10 protein-coding genes are annotated in these 10,934 nt (G+C 67.8%); 1 reads left to right on the top strand and 9 read right to left on the bottom strand.

All coding sequences use genetic code 11. From position 1 onward, the window contains the following. Positions 1–123 precede the first annotated feature (123 nt). The 4 genes from dnaB to AZH51_RS11840 form a co-directional block, all read right to left on the bottom strand. Positions 124–1,479 (bottom strand): replicative DNA helicase, encoded by a 1,356-nt coding sequence (dnaB, locus tag AZH51_RS11855; RefSeq protein ID WP_291524540.1) that lies wholly within the window; start codon positions 1,477–1,479, stop codon positions 124–126. A 656-nt stretch (positions 1,480–2,135) separates the two neighbouring features. After that, a complete protein-coding gene (locus tag AZH51_RS11850; protein ID WP_291524534.1) occupies positions 2,136–3,329 on the bottom strand; it encodes a peptidoglycan-binding protein in 1,194 nt (397 codons plus the stop codon). 69 nt (positions 3,330–3,398) lie between these two features. After that, the gene (locus AZH51_RS11845) at positions 3,399–4,568 is read right to left on the bottom strand and encodes a peptidoglycan-binding protein (RefSeq protein ID WP_291524532.1); all 1,170 of its coding nucleotides are present in this window, start codon (positions 4,566–4,568) and stop codon (positions 3,399–3,401) included. Between the two features lie 401 nt (positions 4,569–4,969). Continuing rightward, a complete protein-coding gene (locus AZH51_RS11840) occupies positions 4,970–5,725 on the bottom strand; it encodes an NlpC/P60 family protein (protein WP_291524530.1) in 756 nt (251 codons plus the stop codon). A gap of 355 nt (positions 5,726–6,080) precedes the next feature. Here AZH51_RS11840 and AZH51_RS11835 point away from each other — a divergent pair, with 355 nt between their 5' ends. After that, a complete protein-coding gene (locus AZH51_RS11835) occupies positions 6,081–7,424 on the top strand; it encodes an MATE family efflux transporter (RefSeq protein WP_291524528.1) in 1,344 nt (447 codons plus the stop codon). Positions 7,425–7,612: 188 nt separating this feature from the next. Here the strand turns inward: AZH51_RS11835 and rplI are convergent, their stop codons facing one another. The 5 genes from rplI to AZH51_RS11810 all read right to left on the bottom strand — a co-directional run bounded on the left by rplI (position 7,613) and on the right by AZH51_RS11810 (position 10,925). Beyond that, a complete protein-coding gene (gene rplI / locus AZH51_RS11830; protein WP_291524525.1) occupies positions 7,613–8,062 on the bottom strand; it encodes a 50S ribosomal protein L9 in 450 nt (149 codons plus the stop codon). Between the two features lie 23 nt (positions 8,063–8,085). Beyond that, complete coding sequence (rpsR, locus tag AZH51_RS11825) at positions 8,086–8,322, bottom strand: 30S ribosomal protein S18 (RefSeq protein WP_109687271.1); 237 nt, start codon at positions 8,320–8,322, stop codon at positions 8,086–8,088. A gap of 71 nt (positions 8,323–8,393) precedes the next feature. Continuing rightward, positions 8,394–8,942: a single-stranded DNA-binding protein gene (locus AZH51_RS11820; RefSeq protein ID WP_291524523.1), complete on the bottom strand. Its 549-nt coding sequence runs from the start codon at positions 8,940–8,942 to the stop codon at positions 8,394–8,396. 62 nt (positions 8,943–9,004) lie between these two features. Then, a complete protein-coding gene (gene rpsF / locus AZH51_RS11815) occupies positions 9,005–9,292 on the bottom strand; it encodes a 30S ribosomal protein S6 (RefSeq protein WP_291524521.1) in 288 nt (95 codons plus the stop codon). A 178-nt stretch (positions 9,293–9,470) separates the two neighbouring features. Then, positions 9,471–10,925, bottom strand: a complete 1,455-nt coding sequence (locus AZH51_RS11810; protein ID WP_291524519.1) for a glycosyltransferase family 87 protein — start codon at positions 10,923–10,925, stop codon at positions 9,471–9,473. Positions 10,926–10,934 lie beyond the last annotated feature (9 nt).

The raw sequence follows: 10,934 nt of genomic DNA, 5'->3' as shown, positions 1-10,934 counted from the left end.
AGACCGGGTCAACCGCAGCAGCCGGCCCCGATCACCATCACGCAGCACCAACCCCGGAGCAGGACGATTCGCCATACCCCATGATCCCAAACCCAATCGTTAAATGATTAACGACGCGCCGCACTAGAACGCCTTTGCCATGTTGGTGAACCGCGCGAAATGCCCTTGAAAGGCAACGGTGATCGTGTCGGTCGGACCGTTACGGTGCTTGGCCACGATCAGGTCGGCCTCGCCGGCGCGCTCACTCTCCCGGTTCACCGCATCGTCCCGGTGCAGCAGGATCACAACGTCGGCATCCTGCTCGATCGACCCACTTTCACGAAGGTCGCTCATCATCGGCCGCTTGTCGGTGCGCTGCTCGGGACCACGGTTCAACTGCGAGATCGCGATCACCGGCACCTCGAGCTCCTTGGCCAACAACTTCAGCGCCCGGGAGAACTCCGACACCTCCTGCTGCCGGGACTCCACGCGCTTGCCCGACGACATCAGCTGCAGATAGTCGATGACCACCAGCTTCAGGTTGTGCCGCTCCCGCAACCGCCGGCACTTGGAGCGAATCTCCATCAGCGACATGTTCGGCGAATCGTCAATGAACAGAGGCGCATCCGACAACCGCCCCGAGGTGTGCGCCAACTTCGCCCAGTCGTCATCGCGCAACTGGCCCTTGCGCAACTGCTGCAACTGGATCTGCGCCTCCGCCGACAACAGACGCATCGTGATCTCCGTGCGACTCATCTCCAGCGAGAAGATCACCGTCGACATGTGATGCTCGATCGCCGCCGAGCGGGCAATGTCCAAACCCAGCGTCGACTTGCCGACCGCCGGACGCGCCGCGATCACGATCATCTGGCCCGCCGACAAGCCGTTCGTCAGATGGTCCAGATCGGTGAAACCCGTTGGCACACCGGTCATGTCGTCCGAGGAACCCGACGCTGCCTCGATGATGTCCAGCGTCGGCTCGACCACCGAACCGATCGGCACGTAGTCCTCGGAGTCCTTGCCGCCACTGACCGCGAACACCTCGGCCTGCGCCGCGTTGATGATGTCGACGACATCACCGTTGCCGGTCGCCTGCCCCATCTGCACGATCCGGGTGCCCGCCTCGACCAACCGGCGCAGCACCGCCCGCTCGGCCACGATGTGCGCGTAGTAACCCGCGTTCGAGGCCACCGGCACCGAGTTGATCAACTCGTGCAGGTACGCCTGGCCACCCACCCGCTGCAGGTCACCGCGCTTGGTCAACTCATCGGCGACCGTGATCGCGTCCGCCGGCTCACCGCGACCGTACAGATCAATGATCGCCGCATAGATCGTTTCGTGCGCCGGGCGGTAGAAGTCCCGGGAGTCCAGCTCCTCGGCCGCCTCGCCGATCGCGTCCTTGGACAGCAACATCGACCCCAGCACCGACTGCTCGGCGTGCACGTCCTGGGGAGGCAACAGCCCCGGCCCACCCGGCCGATCGCCGTACGCCGAGTCCAACCCTGGGTACCCGGCCTCCGCCTGCGTGCTGGTCACCGACCGCCCCTTCGCCTGATGTCACCGTCCGACCCAATGCAGCCAAACACGCAGCACCGACAACCTCGTCGAATCGGTCGTGAGCAGGGGGTCTGGATCGACGTTAGTGGGGCTCACCGCGCAGGCGAAGTCGCGGGAGAGATCTCACCGGAACGCCTGTGGACAACGTGTGGAACAGGTGCGTAAAACGCCGTACCTGACAGTGCACAGGCTGGGGATACGACTGTGGACAAGTCGGGGGAACTGTGCCAGATAGCTCTCTGACCTGCAGTGATGCGGCTCCCAGTGTGTGCACAGAAAAATCTTGATGCCCCGTCCATCCTTCGGACTATCCACAGATCGTGACGCGAACGAGGTTCAACAAAGCGTCCCGAATATGCAGGGCGGCCCGGTCCACGCACCAACCGTCAGCGCCAGTTCGACGGCATACCGAACTCATGGCTCCGGGGTTGACGGTGGTTGGCACGGAACTGTTCCGGACGCACGTGATTGGCACGGGATTGTCGAGTTTCGCACGGATCCCGACAATCCCGTGCCAGTCGTCATCCAAGCTGACAAAAGCATGCCAGGAGCCGATCAGACGCTGCGGCGGCACCGGGTCGACCGGTGAAAATGCAGCGTCAGCTGTTGCGGCTGGTCGCCCACTCACCGGCGACGTAGGAAGTGCCCTCCTCGTAGGTGTCCACCACCGATGCCGCCTTCCAGGTCGAGCAGTTGACCATCTGGAAGTGCAGGTGCGGGCCCGTCGAGTGACCGGTGCTGCCCGACCGCGCGATCGGACTGCCCTGGGCGACCTTCTGCCCCGCACGCACCGAGGAAGAACTCAAGTGGAAGTACTCCTGGCACAGGCCGGAGGCGTCCTGGATCAGCACATAGTTGCCGCCACCGGAGATCCACCCGGACCCCCTGACCACCCCGTCGCGGGAGGCCAGCACCTGGGTGCCGGACGGCAGCGCGAAGTCCACGGCGTACTTGTCATAGACCCCGTTGTGCGAGAACGCCCCGTGCGCGCCCTGGCTGACCCGGTAGGAGACTCCCGCCTTCCAGGGCAGCCGGTACGGCGAGTCAGCGTCTCCCGGGGTATCCCCCGTTCCGCCGCCGGCCGAGCCCGGGCCCCCGGACGAGCCCGTGCCCCCAGACGAGCCAGTACCCCCTGAACCGCCGGGGGCCTTGCAGCCCAGCGCTTTCCAGGTAGCAGAGTCGACGGTTCCGGTGACGGGCAGCTTCTTGGCGCTCTGGTACTTCTTCACCGCGGCCAGCGTCTTGGCTCCGAACACCCCGTCGACACTCAGCCCGCCCAGCGCCTTCTGCAACGTCTTGACCGAGGGCCCGCTCGCGCCGTACCTCAAGGTGCTCGAGGCGCTGCACGACACGGGGCCGGACGGCGCCGATCCCGAAGACCCCGAAGAACCCGAAGAACCGGAAGACCCTGCGGACCCAGGCGGTGAACCGGCCCCCGTCGGCAGGCCACCCAGGGCGGTCCACGTCTTAGCGCCCACCACCCCGTCGGCGGCCAGTTTGTGCGAGCGCTGGAACGCCTTCACGGCGGCCAGGGTCTTGGCCCCGAACCGCCCGTCGACGGTCAGCTTCCCCAGCCGCTGCTGCAGCACCTTGACCAACGAGCCGCCGGACCCGTAGCGCAACACCTGCGCCGCGCTCGGTGTCGCCAGCGCAGCAACAAGCCGAGGGGCCGCGGGAGCCGCGGCCGGGACAGCGGTGGCGGCTTCGGCGGGGGCAGCCGCTAGGGCGCTGCCTCCGACGACGGCCGGCAGCGTCACTGCGGCTCCAGCAGCGGTCCGGGTCCGACGACTCACGACCAGCGGGCGGACAGCATCGGCCAGCCCAGGTCGCTGCCGCTGATGAGCAGGAGCAACCGCCATCGATCAGTTCCCGGTCACGTGGCCGTAGCTGGACGGGGTCGTGTAGATCGGCTGGATCCGGACAACCTCGCCCGGGTGCGGAGCGGCCAGCATCGTGTTGTTCCCCAGGTAGATGCCGACGTGGTACGCGGGGGTGCCGAAGAACACCAGGTCACCCGGGACCGGGTTGCTCGTGTTGCCCAAGTAGGCCTGCTGCGCGCGAGCGGTCCGCGGCAGCGTCACACCCAACTGGGCATAGACGTACTTGGTCAGCCCGGAGCAGTCGAACCCCTGGGCGGGCGTGTTGCCGCCGAGCACGTACGGGATACCCAGGTACTGCTTGGCGATGGCGATGGCCTTCTGCTGCAGCGAGCCCTGTACCGGGGCGGTGGTGCCGCCGCCGGAGCCCGTCCCGCCGCCACCAGTGCCGGTGCCCCCGCCAGTGCCCGTTCCTCCGGTGGCATCGGTGCCGCACGGGAAGCCGCCGAGTGCAGTCCACGTCGCCGGACCGGCGATCCCGTCGACCACCAGGCCCTTGGCGGCCTGATAGGACTTCACAGCGGCCAGCGTCAACGCACCGAACTCGCCGTCGTCCACCAGGCCGCGGCCCAGCCGCTGCTGGAGTACCTGGACGGCGTCACCGGAGGAGCCGTAGCGCAGCACCTTGACCGTGCACGAGGTCCCGCCGGAGCCGGTGCCCCCACCCGTGGAGCCACCGGTGCCGCCAGAGGCGCCAGGGAAGCCGCCCAGGGCGGTCCAGGTCAGCGGGCCGACAACACCGTCAGCAACCAGACCCTTCGAGGACTGGAAGGCCTTCACCGCGGCCAGCGTCTTCGGTCCGAACCAACCGTCCAGTTCGAGGCCGCCCAACCGCTGTTGCAGGGTCTTCACCAGCGCGCCGGTGTCGTTGTAGCTCACGGTCACCACGGGGCTGGCCGGCGTGGTGGTCACGTGCACGACGCTCGGGGTGCGTACGGCGCTCGCGGGCGTCACGGCCGCCTCGGCGGGGGTGGCGGCCAGGACAGCACCCGCAGAAGCAGGTACGGCCAGCGCGGTGCCCGACAGCACCAGTCCCTTGCGGGAGGTCACGATCGGCGCAACCTTCGCCGACAGACCGGGGCGCTGCCGCTGGTGGCGCGGCCTGGCGGCCTCACTCCAACGCGCGTCGGGAATCGTGGGGGCAGTCGTGGTCATGAGACCCTCTCGTCGTCATCCGGCCGTCTGTGTCGGCGCTCGCTGTCAAAACCGCACCACCGATGGCCTCGGTGGCAGGGGTGGATCTGCGTGCAGGAGACGGCGCGGGACCCCATCCGGTCGCCTACGACTAAGGACTATGCCGGGCGTGTGACGAATGTGAAAGATGGGAAAGACGAGACTGTCGGGGCTGGCGAGACCGGTGGTGTCAAGCATCGACACGCCGGTGCCGCCTCACGAAACGGGTGAAATCCGCGGTATATCGGCGTAGACAGCGATTTGCGGCGGCGAATACTACAAACGTGTCATTTAGTTCTCTTCGTACGACACGCCGAACGAAAAAAGTTCCGCCGGCTGTCTCATTTGGTGAGACAGCCGGCGGAACCGGGAAAAGCGAGGGCTCAGCGCACCTGGCCGTAGCCCGAGGGACGCTGGTAGATCGGCTGCACCTTGACCACCTTGCCCGGACGGGGCGAGGCGATCATGCGACCGGGGCTGACGTAGATGCCCACGTGGGTGGCGGGGTAACCGAAGAAGACCAGGTCGCCAGGGACCGGGCGGGAGGTACGCGGCACAGCCGCCTGCTGGCCACGAGCGGTCCGCGGCAGCGAGATGCCCGCCTGGCGGTACACGTACGAGGTCAGGCCGGAGCAGTCGAAGACCCGCGGACCGGCGCCACCGTGCACGTAGGGCGCTCCCAGGTAGCGATAGGCGATCGAGACGATGTTGCTGCGGCTGCTGCTACGAGACGGCGCAGCGGCCTTGGGGTAGCCACCCAGCGCACGCCAGGTGCTGGCGCCCACGACTCCGGTGGCGCCCACGCGGGCCTTGGCCTGGAAGGCTCGCACGGCAGCGCGGGTCTTCGGCCCGAAGGCCCCATCGACCACCAGCCGGTAGCCCTTGGCGTTCAGTTTGCTCTGCAGGGTGCGAACGGCGGATCCGTAGGAGCCGTACCGCAGGGTCGGACCGGTGCTCGTCGCCACGGCGGCAACAGCGGCCGGTGCCACGGCGGTCTTGGCGCTCACCGGGGCGGCGACCGCCTGGTCAGTGACGGCCAGCGCGGGTACGAGCACCGCTGCCGAGGCCGCCAGGGCGGCGCCACGACCGCGCAGAGGAGACGCTGAGCGCTTGAGGTGGCGGGGGCGGTAAGAAGCCATGATCGGAGAGGGACCCTTCGGTGTATGGACATGGAGAGCGCCGAACCAGCAGTGATTCCCGCAGCGCTCCCGGCCAAAGACTCCCCGTTGCTTCGACCGGCGCCAGAAACTATGACAGCAGCCCGGAGCGGATCCCAACCTTTCGCCAAGCCTGCGCACAGCTGCACCTAGCCCGATGTGCGGATCAGGCGGTCACCGGGCCCGAAACGGTCCGTAATCTTTTCGTGATATTTCCGCGGAACGACGCGGATCTACGCCTTAGTCGCATTTTTGGCTGTAACACTGACAGTGCCGAGAAAATCGTCCGGCATTCGGATGCGCGATGTCTCACATTTCGAACAGATAGCATCGACGCGTGGATCAAGCGCCGGCAACGACGGTGTCGGCGCGTCAAATCGCGGCCCTCGCCGTCCCTGCCTTTCTTGCTCTGATCGTCGAACCACTCTTCCTGCTGGCAGACACCGCGATCGTCGCCCACCTCGGCACCGTCCCGCTCGCCGGTCTCGGCGTCGCCAGTGCCGCACTGCTGACCGGTGTCAACATCTTCGTGTTCCTCGCCTACGGAACGACCGCACTCGTGGCTCGCCGGATGGGTGCCGGACAGCACAGCGAAGCCCTGGCGGGAGGCGTCGACGGTATCTGGCTGTCGATCGCCCTCGGCGCAGTCACTGCCGTCGTCGTCGGGGCGACGGCCGGACCGATCTGCCGGCTGTTCGGAGCATCCGACGCCACGGTCGATCAGGCGGTCATCTATCTGCGCATCTCGGCGATCGGGATCCCCGGCATGCTGGTCATCCTGGCCGCGACCGGGGTCCTGCGTGGCCTGCTGGACACCCGCACGCCACTGATCGCGGCCACGCTCGGCTTCGGCGTCAACATCGCACTGAACTACCTGTTGGTCTTCCCAGCGGGACTGGGTATCGCAGGATCCGCCTGGGGCACGGTCATCGCCCAGACGGGGATGGGCCTGGGCCTTGCCCTCGTCGTCGCGCATCGAGCCCGCTCCATGGGTGCGCGACTACGCCCGCACCCGGCCGGGGTACTCACCTCGGCCACGAGCGGCGTACCGCTGCTGATCCGCACCCTGGCCCTGCGCGGGGCCCTGCTGCTGGACACCTGGCTGTCGGCGGGAGTGAGCACCGTAGTCCTGGCCGCCAACCAGGTCTCGATGACGGTGTTCTCGTCCATGGCCTTCGCGCTGGACGCCCTGGCGATCGCCGCACAGACGATGACCGGGCGGGCCCTGGGCGCCGGGGACCGCCACGCGGCGCGGACGTTGACGCGCATCCTCACCTGGTGGGGCGTCGGCCTCGGGGCGGTCCTGGCCGTACTGCTGGCCGCCACCCACACGGTCCTTCCCCGCCTGTTCACCAACGACCCGCATCTGCAGCAGACCCTCGGTGCGGCGCTGCTCGTCCTGGCGGTGCTGCTGCCTGTGTGCGGCATCGTCTTCGTCCTGGACGGGGTGCTCATCGGAGCCGGCGACGGTCGTGCGCTCGCCTGGGTGCAGGTACTGGTGCTGCTTGGCTATGCCCCCGTGGTGATCTGGTTGCGCACGCGCGCCGCCGACCTGGCCGCTCTCGGCGATGCCACCGCCATGGTCATCGTCTGGTTGGCGTTCGGCTGGTTCCTGGTGCTGCGCTGCGTGGGGCTGGGCCTACGTGCCCGCTCCGACCGGTGGCTGGTCACCGGCACCTGACTGTCCGCCGCCGCGCCCTACCAGCGACCCCTCGCCGGCCGCGGTTGTGGGAGGAATCGAGGTTCTAGGAGCCGTTCGGCGCCGCATTCGCCTCCCACAATCTGAAAAGCTCCTGCAACCTCGGCGCCGGAAACGTCGAAGGCCCCGTCCCGCTGGGGGGACGAGGCCTTCGGACGTACGCCGAGTGGTTACTTGGCGGGGACCACGTTCAGGGTCACTGTGGCCAGGACCTCCGGGTGCAACCGGACGGTCACGGTGTGCTCACCGGTCGTGCGGATCGGGGAGGGAACCTCCACGGTGCGACGGTCGATGCTGCCACCACCGGAGGCCTCGACAGCCTCGGCGATCTCAGCGGTCGTCACGCCACCGAAGAGGCGGCCGTTGTCACCGGCACGAACGGGCAGGGTGACCTTGGCGTTCTCCAAGGTGCCCTTCGCGCTCTGCGCCTGCTCCAGCGACTTCACCGCACGCGTCTGGCGGGCACGGTTGATCGAGTCGACCTGCTTCTGGCCGCCCTTGGTCCACGGCAGCGCCAGGCCCTTGGGCAGCAGGTAGTTACGGCCGTAGCCGTCCTTGACCTCGACCACGTCACCGGCGGCGCCCAGACCGGACACCTCGTGAGTCAGGATGATCTTCATCGTTCAGCTCTCCTTACGCGGGCTCAGCGAGCCGAGCTCGAGTAGGGCAGCAGCGCCATTTCGCGGGCGTTCTTGACCGCGGTCGCGATCAGCCGCTGCTCCTGGACGGACACGCCGGTCACGCGGCGAGCACGGATCTTGCCGCGGTCGCTGATGAACTTGCGCAGCAGCGCGACGTCCTTGTAATCGATCGCTTCGACCTTGGCGGCCTTCAGCGGGTTGGCCTTCTTCTTGGGCTTACGCACAACGGGCTTTGCCATCGTGGTGCTCTCCTTCTTCTTATGAGAGCCCGAGCGGTGCTCGGGATGGGTAATTCGTGTTCAGTGGGTGATCAGAACGGCGGCTCGTCGTAGGACGGGCCGGTGCTCCAACCACCCTGGTTGCCACCCGACGGTGCCGACTGGGCCGGCGCCTGCGGACTGGAGCCACCGGTGGCCCACGGGTCGTTGTTGTCACCGCCGCCGGAGTTGCCTCCGCCGGTGTTCCAACCACCGCCACCGCCGCCGCTACCGCGCTGGGTCTTGTTGACCTTGGCAGTTGCGTACCGCAGGGACGGTCCGACCTCGTCGACCTCGAGCTCCATCACCGTGCGCTTCTCGCCTTCCTTCGTTTCGAAGGAGCGCGACTTCAGCCGGCCGGAGACGATCACGCGGGAACCGCGCACCAGGGATTCGGCGACGTTCTCAGCTGCCTCACGCCACACCGAGCAGCGCATGAACAGCGTTTCGCCGTCCTTCCACTCGTTGCTCTGCCGGTCGAACGTGCGCGGCGTGGACGCCACGGTGAAGTTCGCGACGGCAGCCCCGGACGGAGTGAACCGCAGCTCCGGGTCCTGGGTCAGGTTGCCGATGATGGTGATGACGGTGTCGCCTGCAGCCATGGAGGTCGTCCCCTCGGGAATGGTGGGTGTGGGTCAGTGGGTGGTGAAGGGATGACGCCCGATCAGGCGTCGGCGCGCAGCAGCTTGGTCCGCAGAACCGACTCGGACAGGCCGAGCTGGCGGTCAAGCTCCTGGGCAGTGGCGGACTCCGCGGTCATGTTGACCACCGCGTAGATGCCTTCGGACTGCTTCTTGATGTCGTACGCCAAGCGCCGACGGCCCCACAGATCGATGTTGTCCACGGTGCCACCGTCCTTGGTGACCACGGTGAGGAACTTCTCCAGCGTGGGGGTTGCGGCCCGGTCGTCCAGCGACGGGTCGAGGATGATCATCAGTTCGTACTGACGCATGCGTGAACCCACCTCCTTTGGTCTCGGCGGTCACGGTCTTTCCGTGACAGGAGGGTTGCAGCGTGCCTGCCTGTCCGTCGATGACCCCACTGTCTCGCAGAGCACCGACAACCCGCAGAATTTATCCACAGGCCGACAGATAAGCCACCCGAGTCTATCGGCAGCGTGGGCCGGGTCCCTAATCGCCGACCGCGAGCGCGACCACTGCGGCCGGGCGCACCGGGACCGGACGATGCACCGGATCCCCGCCGATCGCCGTACGTGCCGCGGCACTGGAGTCCCACGCCGCCCAGGCGATGCCCACGTAGGCCAGCGACCGCGCCAGGCTGAACACGGCGTACGCCGCAGCCGGCAGACCCTTGGCCGCGTTGCTCGGCGCGGCGATGTACATCCAGACCATGATGAAGTAGACGATCTCCACCCCCGCCCAGATCAGGTGGTCGCGCCAGCGCACGGCGGACAGGGCCAACAACGGCAGGATCCACAGGCAGGTCTGCACGGACATGGCCTTGCCGGAAGGCAGGACGATGACCAGCAGCATCAGGGCCAGCGGGGCGAAGGCTGCGTCCGGGCGCACTCGCAGCGCGACCACGCCGATCAGCAGCGCGATGACCCAACCGGCCACCGCGATCACCGTCAACGGGTGCGCCGGGATCGCGATACCGGCGGTCTGCAGCAACAACCAGACCGAGCCGTAACCGGGTCCGGCGTTGTTCCACGCGGCGTACGGCGCGAACGGTTCACCACCGACGGCCACTGCCAGACCGATACAGATCGCGATGACGCCCAGCGCTCCGGCGAGCAATCGCGCCAGGTCGTGCCGGCGCCCGTCGCGCAGACACAGCATGACCAACACGGCGATGAAGACCAAGGGATAGGTGCGCGCCATCACGGCCGCACCGAGCAACGTGCCGGCCAGCAGCGGGTGGTGGCGCGACCACGCCCACAGACCGAGTGCGGCCAGGGCCACCCCGAACACGTCGAAGGACACCATCGACGCGGTGATCAACACCGGGCTGAGGGCGACGTGCGCGGCGAGCCAGGGCGTGTCCCGCAACGTCGCTGCCGTCGCGGTGACGGTCAGCGCGATACAGAGCACGACGATGACCGCGCCGACGGCGAAGAGCATCTGTTGCTCTTCGAGGCTGCCGCCGCCCGGCACCACCTTCTGCGCGAACCAGGTGAGAACGGCGGTCAGGACCGGCTGGGACTGGCCCGGTCCGCCCGCGGCCCACGGGCCCCCGGAGCCGCCGACGCCGATCGGGATATCGGAGTAGCAGGCCCGCCACAGTGAGCCCGGCGACCCCCACCCCACCTTCACGCAGTGGCTCTTCTGCAGGACCGACAGCGCGACCATGACGCTGGCGGCAGCCGACAACAGAGCGGCCACGAACGGCCATCCACGGCGGCCGATTGTCGCGAACCGGCCGACGGGTCCGCCGAATACCTGGGAGCCGACCCGTGCCGGTTCCTCGACCAGGCTGGGGGTGCGCACCCGGGCGCGTTCGTGCCGGTCCCGGGCCGCCTTGGCGCGCGCGGCTTTCTCCCGTACGGCGCGTTCCTGGTCCGCCTCGTCGCTCACCTGGTCACCCGGACCGGTGTGGTCCTGCGCCCCATCCTCGATCACGCTCATCGCCGATCA

Origin of the sequence: Branchiibius sp. NY16-3462-2, from assembly GCF_001594145.1 — a bacterium.
In the GTDB taxonomy this organism is placed as follows: Bacteria; Actinomycetota; Actinomycetes; order Actinomycetales; family Dermatophilaceae; genus Branchiibius.
Note: the sequence above shows the minus strand (reverse complement) of the source record. Positions and strands in the feature narration are given on the sequence as shown.

Excerpts from the sequence above, each read along its gene's own strand:
- AZH51_RS11845 (WP_291524532.1), bottom strand. The coding sequence starts at position 4,568 with ATGACCACGACTGCCCCCACGATTCCCGACGCGCGTTGGAGTGAGGCC.
- AZH51_RS11840 (WP_291524530.1), bottom strand. The coding sequence starts at position 5,725 with ATGGCTTCTTACCGCCCCCGCCACCTCAAGCGCTCAGCGTCTCCTCTG.
- rplI (WP_291524525.1), bottom strand. The coding sequence starts at position 8,062 with ATGAAGATCATCCTGACTCACGAGGTGTCCGGTCTGGGCGCCGCCGGT.
- rpsR (WP_109687271.1), bottom strand. The coding sequence starts at position 8,322 with ATGGCAAAGCCCGTTGTGCGTAAGCCCAAGAAGAAGGCCAACCCGCTG.
- AZH51_RS11820 (WP_291524523.1), bottom strand. The coding sequence starts at position 8,942 with ATGGCTGCAGGCGACACCGTCATCACCATCATCGGCAACCTGACCCAG.
- rpsF (WP_291524521.1), bottom strand. The coding sequence starts at position 9,292 with ATGCGTCAGTACGAACTGATGATCATCCTCGACCCGTCGCTGGACGAC.
- AZH51_RS11810 (WP_291524519.1), bottom strand. The coding sequence starts at position 10,925 with ATGAGCGTGATCGAGGATGGGGCGCAGGACCACACCGGTCCGGGTGAC.